This is a genomic window from Clavibacter sp., assembly GCF_014802555.1.
Lineage (GTDB): Bacteria > Actinomycetota > Actinomycetes > Actinomycetales > Microbacteriaceae > Clavibacter > Clavibacter sepedonicus.
In genome coordinates this window covers 1-20,034 of the sequence record NZ_JAAVCB010000021.1, presented here as the reverse complement: position 1 = coordinate 20,034, position 20,034 = coordinate 1, and the positions used below count along the sequence as shown (strand labels likewise).

The window sequence follows — 20,034 nt, the reverse complement described above, 5'->3', positions numbered from 1 at the left end:
CTACTGCTCGACGACGACGAGCAGGTCGCCCGCGTCGACCTGCTGGGTGGTCGGCACCGCGAGGCGCGCGACGCGTCCCGCGACGGGCGACGTGATGGCCGCCTCCATCTTCATCGCCTCGATCGACGCGACCGGCTGCCCGGCGGCGACGACCTGGCCCTCCTCGACCTTCAGCGTGACGACGCCGGAGAACGGCGCCGACACGTGGCCGGGCTTCGCCGGGTCGCCGCGCTCGGCCGCGGTCGTGGGCACGGCGATGCCGCGGTCGCGCACGAACACGGGGCGGAGCTGACCGTTCATCACGACCATCACGGTGCGCATGCCCGACTCGTCGGCGTCGCCCACGGCCTCGAGGCCGATGAGGACCTCGACGCCCCGGCTGATCCGCACCGCGTGCTCCTGCCCCGGCCGGAGGCCGTGCAGGTAGTCGTCCGTGTCGAGCACGGAGAGGTCGCCGAACAGCTCGCGGATGGTCTCGAACTGCTCCGTCGACTGCGGGAACAGGAGGTGGTTCAGGGTGCGGCGGCGCGCGGCGCCCGGCACCTGGAGCGCGGCGCGGTCCTCGGCGGACAGCGGCGTGACGCCGATGCGCACGTCACGGCCCTGGAGGACGCGCGTGCGGAACGGCTCGGGCCAGCCACCCGGCAGGTCGCCGAGCTCGCCCGCCATGAAGCCGACCACGGAGTCGGGGATGTCGTAGTCCTGCGGGTTCCGCTCGAAGTCGGCGGGGTCGGCCTTCGCGGCGGCCAGCTGGAGGGCGAGGTCGCCGACCACCTTGGACGACGGCGTGACCTTGGGGATGCGCCCGAGGATCCGGTCGGCCGCGGCGTACATTTCCTCGATGAGCTCGAAGTCGTCCGCGAGGCCGAGCGCGATGGCCTGCTGCCGGAGGTTGGACAGCTGCCCGCCCGGGATCTCGTGCCGGTACACGCGACCCGTCGGGCCGGCGAGCCCGGACTCGAACGGCCGGTAGAGGCGGCGGACCGCCTCCCAGTACGGCTCGAGGTCGCTCACCGCGTCGAGCGAGAGGCCCGTGTCGCGCTCGGTGTCGGCGAGGGCCGCGACGAGCGCGGACGCCGACGGCTGGCTCGTGGTGCCCGACATGGGCGCGCTCGCCACGTCGACCGCGTCGGCCCCCGCGCGGCTCGCGGCGAGCAGGGTCGCGAGCTGGCCGCCCGCGGTGTCGTGCGTGTGCACGTGCACGGGCAGGTCGAACTCGCGGCGGAGCGCGGTGACGAGGCGCTCGGCGGCGGCCGGCCGGAGGAGCCCCGCCATGTCCTTGATCGCGAGGATGTGCGCCCCGGCGGCCACGCTGCGCTCGGCGAGCCGCAAGTAGTAGTCGAGCGTGTAGAGGTCCTCGGCCGGATCGAGCAGGTTGCCCGTGTAGCAGAGGGCGACCTCCGCGACCGTGGTGCCGGTGGCGAGCACGGAGTCGATGGCGGGCCGCATCCGCTCGACGTCGTTGAGGGCGTCGAAGATCCGGAACACGTCGACGCCGGTCGCGGCCGCCTCCTGCACGAACGCGTCGGTGACCTCCGTGGGGTACGGCGTGTAGCCGACGGTGTTGGCGCCGCGCAGCAGCATCTGGATCGCGACGTTCGGCAGCGCCTCGCGCAGCGACGCGAGCCGCTCCCACGGGTCCTCGCCGAGGAAGCGCAGCGCGACGTCGTAGGTGGCGCCGCCCCACGCCTCCACCGAGAGGAGCTCGGGCGTCGTGCGGGCGACGTACGGGGCGACCGCCACCAGGTCGCGGGTGCGCACGCGGGTGGCGAGCAGCGACTGGTGGGCGTCGCGGAACGTCGTCTCGGTGACCGCGAGGGCGGTCTGCGCGCGGAGGGCGTCGGCGAAGCCGCGCGGCCCGAGCTCGAGGAGCCGCTGCCGGGATCCGGCGGGCGCCGGCAGCCGGAGGTCGACGTCGGGCAGCTTGTCGGCGGGCCGGACGACCGCGGTGCGCGGCCCGTTCGGCTGGTTGACGGTGACGTCGGCGAGCCAGTTGAGGATCTTCGTGCCGCGGTCCTTGGACACGTTGCTGCGCACGAGTCCCGGCCGCTCGTCGATGAAGGACGTGCTGATGTCGCCCGCCTGGAAGTCCGGGTCGTCGAGCACGCCCTGGAGGAACGGGATGTTGGTGGAGACGCCGCGGATCCGGAACTCGGCCAGCGCGCGCTTGGCACGCGTCACGGCCGCCGGGAAGTCGCGCCCGCAGCAGGTGAGCTTCGCGAGCATCGAGTCGAAGTGGGGGCTGATCTGCGCGCCGGTCGCGACCGTGCCGCCGTCGATGCGGATCCCGCCGCCGCCCGGCGAGCGGTAGGTCGTGATCTTGCCGGTGTCCGGCCGGAAGCCCTGCGCGGGGTCCTCGGTCGTGATGCGGCACTGCAGCGCCGCGCCGCGCAGCACGATCGCGTCCTGGCGGAGGCCCAGCTCGGCGAGTGACTCCCCCGCCGCGATGCGCATCTGCGACTGCACCAGGTCCACGTCGGTGACCTCCTCGGTCACCGTGTGCTCGACCTGGATGCGCGGGTTCATCTCGATGAAGACGTGCTGCCCGGCGCGCGGCCCGTCGGTGTCGAGCAGGAACTCGACCGTGCCGGCGTTCACGTAGCCGATGCTCCGGGCGAACGCGACGGCGTGCGCGTGCATGGCGTCGCGGATCGCCGGATCCAGGTTCGGCGCCGGCGCGATCTCCACGACCTTCTGGTGCCGGCGCTGCACCGAGCAGTCGCGCTCGAAGAGGTGCACGGTCTCCCCCGTGGCGTCGGCGAGGATCTGCACCTCGATGTGCCGGGGCCGGAGGACGGCCTGCTCGAGGAACATGGTCGGGTCACCGAAGGCGCTGTCCGCCTCGCGCATCGCGGCCCGCAGCGCCTCCTCGAGGTCCTCCGGGCGCTCCACGCGCCGCATGCCGCGACCGCCGCCGCCCGCGACGGCCTTGGCGAAGATCGGGAACCCGATCCCCTCGGCCTGCTCGAGCAGCAGCCCCACGTCGGTCGACGGCGGCGTCGACGCGAGCACGGGGACGCCGGCGGCGGTCGCGTGCTCCTTCGCCGTGACCTTGTTGCCGGCCATCTCCAGCACGCCGGCGTCGGGGCCGATGAAGACGATCCCGTTGGCGGCCGCCGCGCGCGCGAGGTCGGGGTTCTCGGACAGGAACCCGTAGCCCGGGTAGATGGCGTCGGCGCCGCACTCGAGCGCCACGCGGATGATCTCGTCGACGTCGAGGTACGCCCGGACGGGGTGGCCCTCCTCGCGGTTCAGGTACGCCTCATCGGCCTTGAGGCGGTGCTGCGAGTGCCGGTCCTCGTGCGGATAGACCGCCACGGTGCGGGCGCCGAGCTCGACGGCGGCGCGGAACGCGCGGATCGCGATCTCCCCGCGATTGGCGACGAGGATCTTCTCGAACATGGCGGGGCCTTCCGTCGAGGGGGCTTCGGGACCCACGCGTTTAGGTCTTCCCAGAGTATCGACGGTAGCCTTTCCCACGTGCATGTACTGAGCGTCAGCTCCCTCAAGGGGGGCGTGGGAAAGACCACAGTGACCCTGGGACTGGCGTCCGCCGCCTTCTCCCGCGGCTTGAGGACCCTCGTGGTCGACCTCGATCCGCAGGCCGACGTGTCCACGGGCATGGACATCCAGGTCGCCGGCCACCTCAACGTGGCCGACGTCCTCGCCTCGCCCAAGGAGAAGATCGTCCGCGCGGCCATCGCGCCGAGCGGCTGGACCAAGGGCCGCTCCGGCACCATCGACGTCATGATCGGCAGCCCGTCGGCCATCAACTTCGACGGCCCGCACCCCAGCATCCGCGACATCTGGAAGCTCGAGGAGGCGCTCGCCAACGTCGAGGCCGACTACGACCTCGTGCTCATCGACTGCGCGCCCTCCCTCAACGCCCTCACGCGCACCGCGTGGGCGGCCAGCGACCGGGTCACCGTGGTCACCGAGCCCGGCCTCTTCTCCGTCGCCGCGGCTGACCGGGCGCTCCGCGCGATCGAGGAGATCCGCCGCGGCCTCTCGCCGCGCCTGCAGCCCCTCGGCATCATCGTCAATCGCGCGCGCGTCCAGTCGCTGGAGCACCAGTTCCGCATCAAGGAGCTCCGCGACATGTTCGGCCCGCTCGTGCTGAGCCCGCAGCTCCCCGAGCGCACGTCGCTCCAGCAGGCGCAGGGTGCTGCCAAGCCGCTGCACGTGTGGCCCGGCGAGAGCGCGCAGGAGATGGCGCGCAACTTCGACCAGCTGCTCGAGCGCATCATGCGCACGGCGAAGATCGGCGACTACGCGGAGAACGCCGCGCGCTGATCCGCTCGCTCCCCGGACGCCGCTCCTCCTCGAGGGGCGGCGTTCATCGTCCGAGGCGGATGCGCTCGGCCCCCTCTCGGATGAGGCCCTGATCGCGCACCGATGAACGGGAACGACCCCGCTGCGCGCCCAGCTCGCGGGCGACCCGTGCCGCTGCCCGAGGCGGGGCGTCGGCGGGTGGAGCGGGCGTCCGGCCTAGGACGCCTTGACGGCGCGGCGGGCAGCCAGCTCGTCGGTGGGGTCAACGGTCTGCGTGTCGATCTCGACGAGGGAGTGCTCGACCTCGCGGAGGACCTTGCCGACGGCGATGCCGAAGACGCCCTGGCCGCGGCTGACGAGGTCGATGACCTCGTCGTTGCTGGTGCAGAGGTAGACGCTGGCGCCGTCGCTCATGAGGGTGGTCTGCGCGAGGTCGACGACGCCGGACTCGCGGAGCTGGTTCACGGCGGTGCGGATCTGCTGCAGGGAGATGCCGGTGTCGAGGAGGCGCTTGACGAGCTTGAGGACGAGGATGTCGCGGAAGCCGTAGAGGCGCTGCGTGCCGGAGCCGGAGGCCCCGCGGACGGTGGGCTCGACGAGGCCGGTGCGGGCCCAGTAGTCGAGCTGGCGGTAGGTGATCCCCGCGGCCCGGGCGGCGACGGCGCCGCGGTAGCCCGCGCTCGCGTCCATCTCGGGGAGGCCGTCGGTGAAGAGCAGACCGAGGTCGTAGCGCCCGGAGTCCGGGGTGGAGTCGCTCATCGTTCTGCCTTCCACCCCTCAGCGCTCGCCCCGGTGGGGTTCGCGCGCTGCTCGGGTCGGTTCGTCGGGATCGTGTTCTCACGGTAGCGGGGCCCGCGGGCCCGATCAACGACATCCGGCGGAAGCGCCCGGCGTGTCGTCCCGGCCCTCCGCCGCGCCCCCGTCGGGGGTGCGCATCGACCGGTCCCGACGGATCCGTCCGGCGTGCGGACGTCCCCGTGCGGACACGTCAGCCTACCGGCCGCGCCCGTCCCCGCGAGCGCGATCTCAGGACGAGAGCCGGCCGAGCGCGGACCGGATGAGGCTCCCCCGGACGACCTCGAGCTGCGTGGCGATCTCGCGCGCCAGCTCCGCGGCGTGCGCGCGGCTGGACGCGTCGCGGCGGCGGGACACGGGCACCAGGGCCGACTCGATGAGGCTCAGCTCGCGCTCCGCCGCCTGGCGGAAGCCGCGGAGGTGGCGCGGCTCGATGCCGGTGCGCTGCAGCTCGACGAGCGCGCGCATCACCTGCAGCGCCTCCTCGCCGTACGCCTCGGCGGGCATGAGCACGCCGGCCGTGATGGCGTCGCCGAGGAGCGAGGCGGTGGCGCCGGACTCGCGCACGAGCTCGGCACGGCTGTAGCGGCGCTCCTGGTCGAGCATGGAGACGGAGGGGACGGGCGCGCCGCCGGGGAGCGCGGGCGAGAGCCCGGCGTCGAGGTCGTGCAGGTAGGAGCGGATGACCTTGAGCGGGAGGTAGTGGTCCCGCTGCATCCCGAGGACGGTGCGGAGGCGCTCGACGTCGGCGGGGCTGAACTTGCGGTAGCCGGACTCCGTGCGGGACGGCTGGACGAGTCCCTGCTCCTCGAGGAAGCGGACCTTGCTGTTGGTGAGATCGGGGAACTCCGGCGTGAGGCGCGCCAGCACCTGCCCGATGCTGAGGAGACCGGGGGTGCGGGCTGGCGTCGACCGGGCGGCGGACGCCGGCACTACTCGGCGGTCCGGCCGACGAGGTCGGTGCGGGATGCGTAGAACGTGAGGCGGAACTTGCCGACCTGCACCTCCGCGCCGTCCTGGAGGAGCGCGGTGTCGATCCGCACGCCGTCGAAGTAGGTGCCGTTGAGCGAGCCGAGGTCCTTGACCTGGAACGACGTGCCCTGGCGCACGAACTCCGCGTGCCGGCGGGACACGGTGACGTCGTCGAGGAAGATGTCGGCGTCGGGGTGGCGGCCGGCCACCGTCACGTCGGCGTCGAGGAGGAAGCGCGCGCCCTGGTTGGGGCCGCGGCGGACGACGAGGAGGGCGGATCCCGACGGGAGCGCCGTGACGGCGTCCTTCTCCTCGGCGGAGACGGCGCCGTCGAGGCCGGCGAGCGCTGCCCCGAGCTCATCGCGGAAGGTCGCCGTGGTGTCCGTGCTCGTGTACTGCTCGGGCACGCGCGTGGCGCCGTGACCCTCTTCGCGTCCATCCATGGTCGTACCTCCTGTGACCTGACAGCGTAACGGATCGGACACGGCCGGGACCACGGTGGGCGGCACCCGGGCGTGGCCCCGGTCCGGGTCAGCGGGTGGAGGTGCGCGGCTCGTCGCCGAGGTCGCCTGCGCGCGTGACGTCGGCCTCCAGGGCCTCCGCCGGGGCCTTCAGCTCGGCCTCGTGCTCGGTGCCCATGCTCTTCTCGTCGAAGGGGTCGCCTCCGCCGAGGACGAGGGCGACGCGGTCGGCGTCGATGCCGCGCGTCCACGTGCCGACGAGGAGCGTGGCGACCGCGTTGCCGGTGAAGTTCGTGAGGGCGCGGGCCTCCGACATGAACCGGTCGATGCCGACGATGAGGCCGACGCCGTCCACGAGGTCCGGCCGGTGCGACTGCAGGCCGCCCGCGAGGGTCGCGAGGCCGGCGCCGGTGACGCCCGCGGCGCCCTTGGACGCGATGATCATGAAGACCAGCAGCGAGACCTGCTCGCCGAGCGCCAGGGGGCTGCCGAGCGCGTTCGCGATGAACAGCGACGCCATCGTGAGGTAGATGGCCGTGCCGTCGAGGTTGAACGAGTAGCCCGTGGGCACCGTGATGCCGACGACGGGCTTCGAGACGCCCACGTGCTCCATCTTCGCGATGAGCCGGGGCAGCGCGACCTCGGAGGAGGACGTGGACACGATGAGCAGGTACTCGCGGCCCAGGTACCGCATCAGCTTGAAGATGCTGATGCGGGCGACGAGCCACAGCAGCGAGCCGAGGACGACGACGATGAACAGCGCGCACGTGATGTAGAAGCCGATCATGAGGGTCGCGAGGCTGATGACCGCCTGGAACCCGGTGGCGCCGACGACCGCCGCGATGGCGCCGAACGCGCCGACCGGGGCCACCCACATCACCATGCTGAGGATGCGGAACACGAGGATCTGGATGTTCCGGATCCCCTCGAGCACGGGCTCGCCGCGCTTCCCCAGCTGCTGCAGCGCGAAGCCGACGAGCAGCGCCACGAACAGCGTCTGCAGGATGCTGCCCGAAGTGAGCGACGACAGCAGGGACGTTGGGATGATCGAGAGGAGGAAGTCCGTCTCGCCCGTGGCCTCCGTCGAGCCGGCCGGAGCGCGCAGGCCGCTGAGGTCGAGGCCGTCGCCCGGGTGGATGAGGTTGCCCACCACGAGGCCGATCGCGAGCGCGAAGGTCGACATGACGATGAAGTAGAGGAGCGCGATCCCGCCGACGCGGCCGACCGTCGCGGCCTTCGCGACCGAGCCGACGCCGAGGACGATGGTGCAGGAGATGATCGGCGCGATCATCATCTTGATGAGGGCGACGAACGCGTCGCCGATGGGCTTCAGGGCCACGCCCACGTCGGGGGCGACGAGCCCGACGGTGATGCCGAGGAGCACCGCGATGATGACCGCGATGTAGAGGTAGTGCTGCCGGTCCAGGCGACGGAGCGCGGCGATGGGGTTGGTCATGGGACGTCCTTGTCTCGTGAGCGGCGCCGGCGCACGGGTGCGGCAGGCGGACTCCGCCAGGATGGCCCACGCGTGGGAGCGCTCCGGCGTTGTGTTCATAATGTTCCTGCCGGGTGCCGGCCGCGGACGCGAGGAGGCAGCATGGCGCGACGCGCGCTCGCCGACCGGCCCCGCCGCACGCGCCGCCCGCGGACGGGACGCCTGCGAATGGGCCTCCCCCGCGGGATCGCCGCGCGGCTGCTGGTCGTCCAGCTCGCGATCCTGCTGCTGGTCGCCCTGGTCGCCACCGCGGCCCTGTGGTCGGACTCGCGGCAGCGCGCCGAGCAGGCGGCGGCCGACCGGAGCCTCGCCGTCGCGACCACCGTGGCCGACTCGCCGCGGGTGGCCGAGGGGCTCGCATCCGCGGATCCCACGGGCGCCCTCCTCGACTACTCGCTCGACGTGACGCGCGACACCGGGGTCGACTTCGTCACGATCATGGACCGCGACACCGTCCGCGTGACCCACCCCGACCCCGACGAGATCGGCCGCAGGTACCTCGGCACCACCGGACCCGCGCTCGCCGGCCGCTCGATGACCGAGACCTTCACCGGGACGCTCGGGCCGAGCGTGCGCGCCGTCGTCCCCGTGCGCGACGCGGACGGCGGCATCGTGGGGCTGGTCGCCGCCGGCGTCACTGTGGAGCGCGTCACCGAGGTGCTCGGCGCCAAAATCCCGGGACTCGTGGGCACGGTCGCGGCGCTGGCGCTCCTGCTCGCGGCCGGCGCCGTGCTCCTCAGCCGGTCGCTCGAGCGGACCACGTGGGGCCTCGGACCCGAGGAGATGGCGCGCATGCTCGCGTACTACGAGTCGGTGCTGCACTCGGTCGGCGAGGGGATCGTGCTCGTCGACCGCGACCGGCGGCTCGTGCTCCACAATGACCAGGCGGCCGAGCTACTCGACCTCGAGCTGGATCCGGCTGCCGGGCCGGTGGGGATCCGCACGCTGGGCCTGCCGCCGGCCATCGAGCGGCTGCTCGTCGACGGGAGGACGGCCGACGAGGTCGTGCACCTGCCCAGCGGGCGCGTGCTCGTCGTGACGCAGCGGCCCGCGCTGCCCACCGGACGCACCGGGAGCGCGGCGCGGCTCGGGACGGTGACGACGCTGCGCGACCGGACGGAGATCCAGCGCCTGTCGGGCGAGCTCGCGACGCTCCGGACCCTCTCGGACGCCATGCGGGCGCAGACGCACGAGTTCGCGAACCGGCTGCACACGATCGTGTCGCTCATCGAGCTGGAGCGGCCGCGCGAGGCGCTCGACCTCGCGGCGTCGGAGCTCGAGACGGATCGGCGCGCGTCCGAGGGCGGGTTGGCGGAGGACGCGGATCCCGTCGTGCGGGCGCTCGTGCGCGGCAAGACGGCGCAGGCGGCCGAGCGCGGGGTGGCGCTGTCCGTCCGCGTGGCCGACGGCACGGGCGACCCGGGCGTGCCCGCGACCGAGCTCGTGACGATCGTCGGGAACCTCGTCGACAACGCCATCGATGCGGCGGCGGACCCGTCCGCCGCCACAGCGCGCGGGGACGACCGCGGACGCGTGGAGCTGTCGCTGTCGCGGACCGACGCGGGCGGGCTCGTCGTCGAGGTGGCGGACGACGGGCCGGGCGTGGATCCGGCGGTGCGGCCGCGCGTCCTGGAGTTCGGGGTCACGACCAAATCGGGCGACGCGGGGCCGCGCGGGGTGGGCCTCGCGCTCGTGGCGCGCTCGGCCGCCCGGCTCGGCGGGCGGGTCGAGGTCGGCGACGCCGACGCGCGGCTGGGCGGGGCGCGCGTGCGGGTCGTGCTGCCCGCGGATCCGGTCGCGCACGTCGCCGACGGAGTAGACGCGGACGCGGACGCGGACCGTGACGACGCCGACGCCCGCGACGGCGGGGTGCGCGCGTGATCCGCGTGCTGGTCGTCGACGACGACACGCTGACCGCCGAGGCCCACGCCCTCTACGTCGGGCGGCTCGAGGGCTTCGAGGTGGCGGGCGTCGCGCACACCGGCGGCGAGGCGCTGCGGCTCGTCGCGGAGGCCGGGCCCGAGGGGATCGACCTGGTGCTGCTCGACATGACGCTGCCCGACATGCACGGCCTCGAGGTCTGCCGCCGCTTGCGGGCTGCGGGGCGCGCGACCGACGTCGTCGCCGTGACCGCGGTGCGCGACCAGGCCGTCGTGCGCAGCTCGGTGACCGCGGGCATCGTGCAGTACCTCATCAAGCCGTTCACGTTCGCGGCCTTCGCCGAGAAGATGGCGGCCTACGTCGGCTACCGCGAGGGCCTCGGCGCGGGCAGCGGCAGCACCACGCAGCTGCAGGTGGACCGGGCGCTCGCCGCGCTGCGCTCCCCCGCGTCCGACGCCCGGCTGCCCAAGGGCATGTCGGCGGAGACGCTCGACCTCGTGCGCGGGATCACGCGGGGCGACGGAGCGGCGCCGACGGCGTCTCGGCGGCGGCGTCTCGGCGGCGGCGTCTCGGCGGCGGAGGTCTCGGGCGCGCTCGACGTGTCGCGCGTGACCGCGCGCCGGTACCTCGAGTACCTCGCCGACGTGGGCCAGGTGGAGCGGGTGCCGCGGTACGGGACGCCGGGCCGGCCGGAGCTCGGGTACCGCTGGACGACCTGACGAACCGTACGGCATGGCACGCGGTGGCGGGACCCCTGCGCCGGATCCACCGCGGCCCGTGACGATGTCGCCGCCCCGTGCGAGTCTCGGGTCATGAGACGCACCATCCTCCCGCCGTACCTGCTGACCCGCCTCGCCGAGGCCGACCCCGACCGCCTGTCCGCCGCCCGGCAGGCGGCCCGCCGCGCGCTCCGCGACCAGGGGCCGCTCATCCACGACCGACGCGGGCCGGGCGCAGAGCCGGACGCATCGGCGCTCGCGGACAGGGACCCGTCGGGGATCCACCGCACCGTCTCCGACGCCGGGAACCGCGAGGAGCTGCCGGGCCGCACGGTGCGTGTCGAGGGCGACGCCGACACGGGCGACGCCGAGGTCGACGAGGCCTACGCGGGACTCGGCGCCACGTACGCGCTCTTCTCCGAGGTCTACGGCCGGGAGTCGCTCGACGACCGCGGCCTGCCGCTGCTCGCGACCGTGCACTACGGCGAGGAGTACGACAACGCGTTCTGGGACGGCACCCGCATGGTCTTCGGCGACGGCGACGGCGAGGTGTTCGCGCCCTTCACGCGGTCGCTCACGGTCATCGGCCACGAGCTGACGCACGGGGTCACCGAGCTGACGCTCGGCCTCGTCTACCAGGGGCAGTCGGGCGCGCTCAACGAGTCCGTCTCCGACGTGTTCGGCGTGCTCGTGGAGCAGCACGCGCTCGGGCAGACGGCGGACGAGGCCACGTGGCTGGTGGGCGCGGAGCTGTTCCTGGAGCGGTCGACGGGCCTCGCGCTCCGCTCGATGCGCGCGCCCGGCACCGCGTACGACGACGACGTGCTGGGGAAGGACCCGCAGCCCGGGCACATGGACGACTACGTGGAGACGCAGGAGGACAACGGCGGGGTGCACATCAACTCGGGGATCCCGAACCGCGCGTTCTTCCTCGCGGCCACGGCCATCGGCGGCGCGGCCTGGGAGGGCGCGGGCCGCGTCTGGTACGACGTGATCGAGTCCGGCGCCGTGCGCGCCGACCCCGACTTCGCGGCCTTCGCCGGGGCCACTGTCGAGGCCGCGTCGGCGCGGTACGGTGAGGACGCGTCCGAGGTCGCCGCGGTCCAGGCGGCGTGGGAGGGCGTCGGGATCGAGGTCTAGGTGGAGATCGCCGTGTCGCGCACGGGCGGGGTGGCGGGCATGACCCGCACCTGGTCGGTGCGCGTGGACGACGACGCGGACGGCGTGGCCGACTGGAGCGCGCTCGTCGACGCGTGTCCGTGGGACGAGCTCGTCGCGCCGGCTCCCGGCGCGGACCGCTTCGTCTACCTCGTGCGCGCGGGCGACCGGGAGGCCCGCCTCGGCGAGGCCGCCGTCGACGGCCCGTGGCGTCGGCTCGTCGACCGGGTGCGCGACGCGTCCCGTGAGAGCCTCGGAGGATGACTCCGCCCCCCTTCGACGACGACCGCTACGGACAGGACGTGCTCGCCGCCGGCTGGCGCGGGCCCGCGAAGAAGGCCCCGCGGCCGCAGGACGCGACGCGCGACCTCGTGGTCGAGGAGCTGTCCACCGGGTTCTGCGGCGCGATCGTGCGCGTCGAGTCCGGCATGGTCGTGCTCGAGGACTTCCGTCGGAAGCAGCGCACGTTCCCGCTCGGCGGTTCCTTCCTGCTCGAGGGCGAGCCCGTCGCGCTCCGCGTGGCCCGCGCCGCGCCCGCCGGCCGCGCGCGGACGGCGTCCGGGTCGCTCGCGGTCGCCGACGCCAAGGCCCGCGTGGCGCTGCCCAGCCGGATCTTCGTGGAGGGTAGGCACGACGCCGAGCTCGTAGAGAAGGTGTGGGGCGAGGACCTCCGCATCGAGGGCGTCGTCGTGGAGTACCTCGAGGGCGTCGACCACCTCGACGAGGAGCTCGACCGCTTCCGGCCCGGCCGCGGTCGGCGCGTCGGCGTGCTCGTCGACCACCTGGTGCCGGGATCCAAGGAGAGCCGCATCGCCGAGGCCGTCGCGCGCGGGCCGCACCGCGCGCACGCGCTCGTGGTCGGGCACCCCTACGTGGACGTCTGGCAGTCGGTGAAGCCCGGGCGTCTCGGCCTCCGCGAGTGGCCCGTCATCCCGCGGAGCGTCGAGTGGAAGCACGGCATCTGCGCCGCGCTCGGCTGGCCGCACGACGAGCAGGCGGACATCGCGCGGGCGTGGCAGCGGATCCTCGGGCAGGTGCGCTCGTACCAGGACCTGGAGCCGGCGCTCCTCGGCCGCGTGGAGCAGCTCATCGACTTCGTGACGGATCCCGCGGGACGGTAGCCCGGATCAGGCGGGCGCCGCGGCCGTCTCGCCGATCCGCACGTGCACCGGGAGGACGACGCTCGCCGGCGCCCGGCCGGCGAGCAGCTCGCCGACCATGCGCCCGGCGCGCATGCCGCGGTCGTGCAGCGGCTGCTCGACGGTGGTGAGGCGGCGCTCGAGCCACGGCAGGTGCGCGCCGTCGAAGCCCGTGACCGTGAGGTCCTCCGGCACGCGCAGCCCGCGGGCGGTCGCGGCGCGGATGGCGCTCGCGGCGAGCATGTCGTTCTGGGCGAGGATCGCCGTCGGCCGCGACGGCAGGTCGAGTAGCACGCCGGCGGCCCGCTCCCCCGCCTCGAGGTCACGCCCGCCCGCCTCCACGCGGACGGCGTCCGGGAAGACGCTCCACGCGGCGCGGAGCCGCTCGCGGATCGTGCGGTTGACGATGTCCTCGAGGTCGCGGCCGACGGGCAGCACGGGGCCGGGCGGACCGTCCTCCTCGATGCGGGTGGTGCGCATCAGCACGGCGACGTGGCGGTGGCCGAGGGCGCGCACGTGGCGGGCGAGCTCGCCCATCCCGCGGGCGTCGTCGATGTCGACCACGGCGACGCCCGCGCCGTGCGGTCCCTCGACGCCGACCATGGGGATCCGGCGCGCGCAGCCCGGGCAGGAGCGCGTCCACCTCCTCGCCGCGGGTGAGGAACACCACGGCGTCGACCGGCATGCCCTCGAGCAGGGGCGCGGATCCCTCGCGCGGCTCGCGGCGGCCCGGCAGCAGCAGCTGGCCCACGTCGAGCTCGTCGAGCGCCTCGCTGAGGCCCGCCATCGTCGCGAGCGCGACCGGGTTCTGGAACGCCCGGCGGATGCTGCCCGCGACCACGACGCCCACGATGCCGGTGCGGCCGCTCTTCAGCGACCTGGCCGTGGGATCCGGCCCCGCGTAGCCGATGCTGGCCGCGGCCCGCAGGATGCGGGCGCGCGTGGCCGGCGTGATCGAGCCGGTGCTGCGGTACGCGAGCGACGCCGTGGAGGTGGAGACGCCCGCGAGCGCGGCGACGTCGGCGAGGGTCACGGAGGTGCGCGGCGAGTTCCTCCTCATGCCGCCCACCCTATTGACAGGAGGCTCCCCGGCAGGCCCGTTCGCCCTCGGGGACCTGGATCGCAACGTTCCGTTCACGTCCGGGCCACCGGAGGACCCGACCATCGAAACGATGCGATCCGCATCGCTCCCCCAGCAGAAGGACACCCGACCCGTGATCCCCCGCCGTTCCCTCCTCGCCCTCGCCGCCGCCGCGTCCGCCGCGGTCGCGCTCGCGGGCTGCGCTCCCACCACGAGCACGCAGGCCCAGGCCCAGAACCACGCCGTCACCGACGCGTCGGGCACCGCCCGCGTCTTCATCTCCGGCGACACCAACGTCAAGGCCCTCTGGGACGACGGGATCATCCCCGCGTTCGAGAAGGCGAACCCCGGTGCGTCCGTCACCACGACGCTCGACCTCCACGGCGAGCACGACGCGCAGACCATGGCCACGCTCACGAGCTCGGTGCAGGGCGGATCCGACCCCGGCTACGACCTCATCGACGCGGGCTTCACCGCTGCGGCCGGCTCCGGCGGGCTCCTCGCCCCCGTCTCGGCCGACACCATCCCGAACCTCGCGACCGTGCCTGACTCGACGGTCGAGTCCGGCGGCGGCTTCGGGATCCCCTATCGCGCCTCCTCCGTCCTGCTCGCCTACGACTCCACGAAGGTGCAGACCCCGCCGAAGACCCTGGCGGACCTGCTCTCCTGGATCCGGGACAACCCCGGCCAGTTCGCCTACAACTCCCCCTCCACCGGCGGATCCGGCCAGGCCTTCGTCACGACCGTCCTCGACACCCACGTCGACGACGCCACCCGCGAGAAGATGACGACCGGCTACGACCAGTCGCTCGAGAGCGCGTGGGACGCGGGCTTCGACGAGCTCAAGGACCTGAACGCCTCCATGTACCAGGGCGGCGTCTACCCCAACGGCAACAACCAGGTGCTCGACCTGCTCGGCACGGGCGCCATCGAGATGGCCCCGGTCTGGAGCGACCAGGTCATCACCGCCCAGAAGTCCGGCACGCTGCCGCCGACCGTGAAGTACGCGCAGATCTCCGACCCGGCGTTCACCGGCAGCGCGTCCTTCCTCGGCATCCCGAAGACGGCCGAGCACGCGGACGTCGCGCAGAAGCTGGCCGACTACGTGCTCTCCGCCGAGGGCCAGGGCATCATCGCCAGCACCATCGCGGGCTACCCCGTGATCTCGCTCGACCAGGTGCCCGAGGACCTCAAGGCCCAGTTCGCCTCGGCCGACCCGTCGACGCTCCGCCCCGGCTACTACAGCAAGATGGCGTCGGACATGTCGAACCTGTGGGACCAGAAGGTCCCCGGGCAGTGACGGACGTCCGGACGGCGGCCCCCGCCGCCCGGGCCGCCCGCGCGCGGCGGGTCTCCCCGGAGACCCGCCGCGCCGGCGTCGGCCTGGCTCTCGCCCTCCCTCCCGCGCTGCTGCTCGCGGTGTTCGTCGGGATCCCCGTCGTGCTCGCCATCGGCTTCAGCCTCGGCCACACGGGCGGGCTGAACAGCACGATCGCCCAGATCGGCCTCGGCACGCGCACCGCCACGAGCTGGTGGGGCACGTTCGACGCCTACGTCGACGTGTTCACGGACCCGCGGTTCCTCCGTGACCTCGGCGTCACCGTGCTCGTGACCGTGGTGTCCACCGCGATCGTCATCGCCCTGTCGCTCGCGATCGCGCTCAACCTGCGCCTCCGCGGCGGCCGGCTCGCGTCGCTGTTCGCCGGGCTCGCGATCGTGCCCCTCTTCATCCCCGTCGTCATCGCGTCGTGGGCGATCCTCACCTTCTACTCGGGCGACGGCTTCGTGCGCACGGTCTTCGCGCTCGTCGGCCTCGAGGGGCCGACGTGGGGCTACACGACCGTGGCGGTGGTGATCGGATCCGTCTGGACCAGCCTGCCGTTCGCCACGCTCATGGCGACGTCCGGCGTGCAGGGCATCCCCGACGCCATGATCGAGGCCGCCCGCGACGCGGGCGCATCGACGTGGGCCATCGTCACGCGCGTGCTCGTGCCGCTCGCCGCGATCCCGCTCGTCATCGCGACGACCTTCACGGCGATCGGCGTGCTCGGCTCCTTCACGGTGCCGTACTTCACGGGACCGAACGCGCCCAGCATGCTCGGCGTCGACATCTCGAAGTACTTCACGGGCTTCAACCACCCGCAGGAGTCGATCGTCATGGCCGTCGTGGTGTTCGTCCTCGCGTCCGGCATCGCGTTCCTCTACGTGCGGGCCAACTTCCGCTCCGCGAAGAAGGAGGGCCGGGTCTGATGCGCGCGCTCCTCTCCGTCCGCGGCTGGATCCAGGCCGCGCTGTTCGCGGTCGTCGCGGTCTTCATCCTCGGCCCGCTCCTGTGGCTCGCGGTGCACGCGTTCGCGACGAGCTGGGACTACCCGAGCCTCGTCCCCGCCGGGCTCACGCTCGACTGGTGGCGCGTCGTGTTCGAGGACGCCGAGCTCGCCGCGGCCGTCCGCAACTCGCTGTACTTCGCCCCCATCACGGTGCTCGTCTCGGCGCTCGTCTGCCTGCCGGCGGCCTACGCGTTCTCCCGGTTCCAGTTCCCGGGCCGGCGGATCCTGCTGGTGGGACTGTTCGCCACCAACGCGTTCCCCAAGATGGGGCTCTTCGTGTCGATGGCGTCGCTGTTCTACGGGCTCCACCTCATGAACACGATCACGGGCATCGTCATCGTGCAGCTCATCGGCACGGTCGTGTTCATGACCTGGATCCCGGCCGCAGCCTTCAGCGCCGTGCCGCGCTCCCTCGAGGAGGCCGCGCGCGACGCGGGCGCCGGGCGGGTGCGGACGTTCCTGCACGTGACCCTGCCGCTCGCGCTGCCGGGCATCCTCGTGGCCGTGCTCATGTCGTTCCTCGCCGCGTTCGACGAGGCGCAGGGCACGTACCTCGTGGGCGCACCCGTCTACATGACGATGCCGACCGAGATGTACTCACTCGTCCTCAACCACCCGAAGCAGGTCGCCGCCGTGTTCGCGATCCTCCTCTCCGTCCCCTCCGTCGCCCTCCTCCTGCTCGCCCGCCGCCACATCATGGGCGGGCGTCTGGCCGAGGGCTTCCAGATCCGTTAGGCCGGCCATGACCGCATCAGCACCCTCCCCCACGATCGCCGCCCCGTCGCGCCCGCACGACGACGGCACCGCGACGGCCGCCCCGTCCGGCCTCGTCGTCGCCGGGCTCGCCAAGGACCTCGGCGGCCGCACCATCGTCGACGACCTCCACCTCGACGTCGCGCGCGGCGAGCTCGTCGCGCTCCTCGGGCCGTCGGGCTGCGGCAAGACCACCACGCTCCGCATGATCGCCGGATTCCTCGAGCCCGACCGCGGATCCGTGGTGATCGGCGGCCGCGACGTCACGGCGTCCGGCCCCGACAAGCGGCCGAGCGCGATGGTGTTCCAGAACTACGCGCTCTGGCCGCACCTCACCGTCTTCAAGAACGTGGCCTTCCCGCTCACGCTGCGGAAGCTGCCCAAGGACGAGGTCGCCCGCCGGGTCATGGCGGCGCTCGAGACCGTGAACCTCGCGCACCACGCGCACTCGCGGCCCGCGCACATCTCCGGCGGTGAGCAGCAGCGCGCGGCGCTCGCCCGCGCGATCGTGCAGGAGCCCGACCTGCTGTTCCTCGACGAGCCGCTGTCGAACCTCGACGCGAAGCTGCGGGTGAAGGTGCGCGAGGAGATCCGCGACATCCAGCAGCGGCTGGGGATCACCACGGTCATGGTCACGCACGACCAGGACGAGGCGCTCGCCATCTCCGACCGCGTCGCCGTGATGCACCAGGGCCGCATCGAGCAGGTTTCCGCCCCCACCGAGCTGTACGCGCGGCCGCGGACCCTCGTGGTCGCGTCGTTCATCGGCAGCATTAACCTGCTGCCCGCGCCGCGCCTGCAGGGCACGACGCCCGAGACCCTCACGGCCGTCGCGCCCGCGGCCTTCGTCCCGACCTCGGCCGACGCCGACGTCTGGGCGGTCCGCCCGGAGGACGTCGACTACGCGCCGCGCGGGTCCCAGCCCGCGGCCGACGCGACCTCCGTGGTCGTCCGACGCGTGCTGCCGCACGGCCACTTCCAGGAGCTCGTGCTCGACGCAGGCGGCGTGGAGGTGCGCGCGCTCGTCACCGGATCCGCGCCCGCGATCGGCGAGGCCGGCACCGTGACGCTCCGCGAGGTGCGGCACTACCGGGACGGGATCCTCGTGCCGGACCGGGCGCCGGGCGCCGCGCCCGTCGCACCGGCTGCACCTGCTGCACCTGCTGCACCTGCTGCCACCACCGCGAGCGCGCCCGCCACGTCCGCGACGGACGACGCCCGATGACCGCGGCGACCGCCCACCGCGGCGACTCCTCCCGGCACCGCGAGAACACGCTCACGGCCATCCGCTCGGCGGCCGAGGCCGGAGCGCGCACGATCGAGGTCGACGTCCACGTCACGCGCGACGGCCACGTCGTCCTCCTCCACGACGACACGCTCGAGCGCCTCTGGGGCGTCGACGCGCGGATCGCGGACCTCGACCTCGCTGACGCGCGGGCGCTCGGCGGCGGCTCCTCACGGATCCCGCTGCTGGCCGAGGCGCTCGAGCTCCTCGCGGGCACCGACGTCGAGCTCGTGATCGACATGGCGTCAGGGGATCCGGCCGCCGCCGCCCACGCGGTCGTCGCCGCGGCGCCGCGCACGCCGCGGGTCGCCTGGTGCGGGCACCTCGACGGCATGCGCGTGATCCGCGAGCTCGACCCGGCCGCCGTCATCTGGCTGCCGTGGTCCGACCCGCAGCCGCCCACCGCCGACGACCTGGCCGAGCTCCGGCCCGCGGTGGTCAACATGCCGCACCTCGTCGTCGGCCGCGCGCTGGTCGACGCCGTCCACGGGCTGGGCGCCCGGGTGGCCGCCTGGACCGTCGACGAGCCCGCCCAGATGGAGTGGCTGGCGTCGATCGGCGTGGACGCGATCACCACGAACGAGCTGACGACGCTCCTCGAGGTGCTCGCGCGCCGGCGGGCCGACCCCGCCGCGGCGGACGCCCGTGCGACCGCCCCCGAGGCGGAGCGGACCCGGGCCCGGGCCGCGGCGCGCGACCTCGCCGCGCGCGCCGTGCACCACGTCCGCTCGCACGCGGTCGGCGCGGTCACGACGAAGGCGAATCCCGCCGACCACGTGACGGAGATCGACCGGGCCGTCGAGCGCGACGTGCGCGCGGTGGTCGGCGCGCAGTTCCCGCACCACGTGCTCGTCGGCGAGGAGTACGGCGGCGAGGCCGTGCCCGGTCGCCCGTGCTGGTACCTCGACCCCGTCGACGGCACCGCGAACCTCGCGAACGGCGTGCCGTGGACGAGCTTCTCGCTGGCCCTCGTGGTCGACGGCGAGCCCGTCGTGGGCGTCGTCGCGGATCCCTGGCGCGGCACGGTCGTCGAGGCCGCGGCCGGCGAGGGCACCTGGTCCGCCGACGCGCGCCTCGACCTGGCGGCGACGCCCGGCGGCGTGCACGCGCCCGACGCGGATCCGCTCCGCGGCCGGATGGTGAGCACCGAGCTCGCCGGGCACGCGCCGTGGCCCGGGATGCTGCCGCTGCTCGACGCGCTCGCCGCGCGCTACTGCACCACGCGGATCATGGGTTCCGGCACCCTCACGGTCGCCGGCATCGCGCTCGGCCACGGCGCGGGCGCGGTCATCGGCTCGTTCGGGCCGGTCGACCACCTCGCGGCGACGCTCATCGTGCGCGAGGCGGGCGGCGTGGTGCTCGACGCGGACGGCGAGGACACGCTGTTCCCGGCGTCGGGCGGCGTGCTCGCCGCACGCCACCGCAGGACCGCCGAGGCCCTGCACACGCTCTGGCGCGCCGGGGTCGTGGACGCGACCTCGGCGGCGCTCCCGTCGGCCGAGCCGACCGGATCCGCTCCGGCCGAGCCCGCTCCGGCCGAGCCCGCTCCGGCCGAGCCCGCTCCGGCCGCCTAGCTGTACTCGGCCGTGACGTTGGTGACACTTCGGGGCGTGTGAAGAGGCCTCCTGGCTTGATGGAGCTGTTCAGTTCAACCATCGCCAGGAGGCCTCGATGTCCCACGGTAATGCTCGTC

The 20,034-nt window shown here is 73.7% G+C and carries 18 protein-coding genes and 1 pseudogene; 12 read left to right on the top strand and 7 right to left on the bottom strand.

Annotation, left to right across the window (positions count from 1 at the left end; translation table 11 throughout):
• Positions 1-3,402, bottom strand: coding sequence for a pyruvate carboxylase (locus HDR73_RS02675; RefSeq protein WP_012298730.1), 3,402 nt, complete (start codon positions 3,400-3,402; stop codon positions 1-3).
• Positions 3,403-3,480: 78 nt separating this feature from the next.
• On the opposite strand from HDR73_RS02675, the gene HDR73_RS02670 reads away from it, so the two are divergent.
• Entirely contained in the window at positions 3,481-4,293 is an 813-nt protein-coding gene (locus tag HDR73_RS02670) for a ParA family protein (protein WP_041464486.1), read from the top strand.
• A gap of 195 nt (positions 4,294-4,488) precedes the next feature.
• Here the strand turns inward: HDR73_RS02670 and HDR73_RS02665 are convergent, their stop codons facing one another.
• The 4 genes from HDR73_RS02665 to HDR73_RS02650 all read right to left on the bottom strand — a co-directional run bounded on the left by HDR73_RS02665 (position 4,489) and on the right by HDR73_RS02650 (position 7,956).
• Complete coding sequence (locus HDR73_RS02665) at positions 4,489-5,031, bottom strand: MerR family transcriptional regulator (RefSeq protein ID WP_012038569.1); 543 nt, start codon at positions 5,029-5,031, stop codon at positions 4,489-4,491.
• 267 nt (positions 5,032-5,298) lie between these two features.
• Positions 5,299-6,000: a transcriptional regulator FtsR gene (gene ftsR / locus HDR73_RS02660; RefSeq protein ID WP_012298727.1), complete on the bottom strand. Its 702-nt coding sequence runs from the start codon at positions 5,998-6,000 to the stop codon at positions 5,299-5,301.
• Positions 6,000-6,482: an FHA domain-containing protein gene (locus HDR73_RS02655; RefSeq protein ID WP_012298726.1), complete on the bottom strand. Its 483-nt coding sequence runs from the start codon at positions 6,480-6,482 to the stop codon at positions 6,000-6,002. The genes ftsR and HDR73_RS02655 overlap by 1 nt, the downstream gene beginning before the upstream one ends.
• Before the next feature lie 88 nt (positions 6,483-6,570).
• Positions 6,571-7,956: a C4-dicarboxylate transporter DctA gene (locus HDR73_RS02650; protein WP_012298725.1), complete on the bottom strand. Its 1,386-nt coding sequence runs from the start codon at positions 7,954-7,956 to the stop codon at positions 6,571-6,573.
• Between the two features lie 141 nt (positions 7,957-8,097).
• On the opposite strand from HDR73_RS02650, the gene HDR73_RS02645 reads away from it, so the two are divergent.
• The 5 genes from HDR73_RS02645 (at position 8,098) to HDR73_RS02625 (ending at position 12,874) form a co-directional block, all read left to right on the top strand.
• The gene (locus tag HDR73_RS02645; RefSeq protein WP_223842749.1) at positions 8,098-9,876 is read left to right on the top strand and encodes a sensor histidine kinase; all 1,779 of its coding nucleotides are present in this window, start codon (positions 8,098-8,100) and stop codon (positions 9,874-9,876) included.
• Entirely contained in the window at positions 9,873-10,595 is a 723-nt protein-coding gene (locus tag HDR73_RS02640) for a response regulator (RefSeq protein WP_012298723.1), read from the top strand. The genes HDR73_RS02645 and HDR73_RS02640 overlap by 4 nt, the downstream gene beginning before the upstream one ends.
• Before the next feature lie 93 nt (positions 10,596-10,688).
• On the top strand, positions 10,689-11,735 hold the full coding sequence (locus HDR73_RS02635; protein WP_012298722.1) for a M4 family metallopeptidase: 1,047 nt from the start codon (positions 10,689-10,691) through the stop codon (positions 11,733-11,735).
• Positions 11,736-12,017 (top strand): protealysin inhibitor emfourin, encoded by a 282-nt coding sequence (locus tag HDR73_RS02630; protein WP_012298721.1) that lies wholly within the window; start codon positions 11,736-11,738, stop codon positions 12,015-12,017. It abuts the gene before it with no gap.
• The gene (locus HDR73_RS02625; RefSeq protein WP_041464485.1) at positions 12,014-12,874 is read left to right on the top strand and encodes a DUF3097 domain-containing protein; all 861 of its coding nucleotides are present in this window, start codon (positions 12,014-12,016) and stop codon (positions 12,872-12,874) included. The genes HDR73_RS02630 and HDR73_RS02625 overlap by 4 nt, the downstream gene beginning before the upstream one ends.
• Before the next feature lie 6 nt (positions 12,875-12,880).
• Here the strand turns inward: HDR73_RS02625 and HDR73_RS02620 are convergent, their stop codons facing one another.
• On the bottom strand, positions 12,881-13,495 hold the full coding sequence (locus HDR73_RS02620; protein WP_223842748.1) for a substrate-binding domain-containing protein: 615 nt from the start codon (positions 13,493-13,495) through the stop codon (positions 12,881-12,883).
• A 53-nt stretch (positions 13,496-13,548) separates the two neighbouring features.
• Here HDR73_RS02620 and HDR73_RS02615 point away from each other — a divergent pair, with 53 nt between their 5' ends.
• Positions 13,549-13,797, top strand: coding sequence for a hypothetical protein (locus tag HDR73_RS02615; protein ID WP_287136212.1), 249 nt, complete (start codon positions 13,549-13,551; stop codon positions 13,795-13,797).
• 53 nt (positions 13,798-13,850) lie between these two features.
• On the opposite strand, the pseudogene HDR73_RS02610 reads toward HDR73_RS02615, so the two are convergent.
• Positions 13,851-13,952, bottom strand: a pseudogene (locus HDR73_RS02610) (hypothetical protein); the annotation flags it as partial.
• Here HDR73_RS02610 and HDR73_RS02605 point away from each other — a divergent pair.
• Genes HDR73_RS02605 through HDR73_RS02585 form a run of 5 tightly spaced genes read left to right on the top strand, consistent with a single transcriptional unit; the run spans position 13,951 to position 19,915 of the window.
• On the top strand, positions 13,951-15,273 hold the full coding sequence (locus HDR73_RS02605; protein ID WP_223842774.1) for an extracellular solute-binding protein: 1,323 nt from the start codon (positions 13,951-13,953) through the stop codon (positions 15,271-15,273). The pseudogene HDR73_RS02610 and the gene HDR73_RS02605 overlap by 2 nt on opposite strands.
• A complete protein-coding gene (locus HDR73_RS02600; RefSeq protein WP_041464484.1) occupies positions 15,270-16,223 on the top strand; it encodes an ABC transporter permease in 954 nt (317 codons plus the stop codon). The genes HDR73_RS02605 and HDR73_RS02600 overlap by 4 nt, the downstream gene beginning before the upstream one ends.
• Positions 16,223-17,038 (top strand): ABC transporter permease, encoded by an 816-nt coding sequence (locus tag HDR73_RS02595; RefSeq protein ID WP_012298717.1) that lies wholly within the window; start codon positions 16,223-16,225, stop codon positions 17,036-17,038. The genes HDR73_RS02600 and HDR73_RS02595 overlap by 1 nt, the downstream gene beginning before the upstream one ends.
• A 7-nt stretch (positions 17,039-17,045) precedes the next feature.
• Positions 17,046-18,281, top strand: coding sequence for an ABC transporter ATP-binding protein (locus HDR73_RS02590; RefSeq protein WP_012298716.1), 1,236 nt, complete (start codon positions 17,046-17,048; stop codon positions 18,279-18,281).
• Complete coding sequence (locus HDR73_RS02585) at positions 18,278-19,915, top strand: inositol monophosphatase family protein (protein ID WP_012298715.1); 1,638 nt, start codon at positions 18,278-18,280, stop codon at positions 19,913-19,915. The genes HDR73_RS02590 and HDR73_RS02585 overlap by 4 nt, the downstream gene beginning before the upstream one ends.
• Positions 19,916-20,034 lie beyond the last annotated feature (119 nt).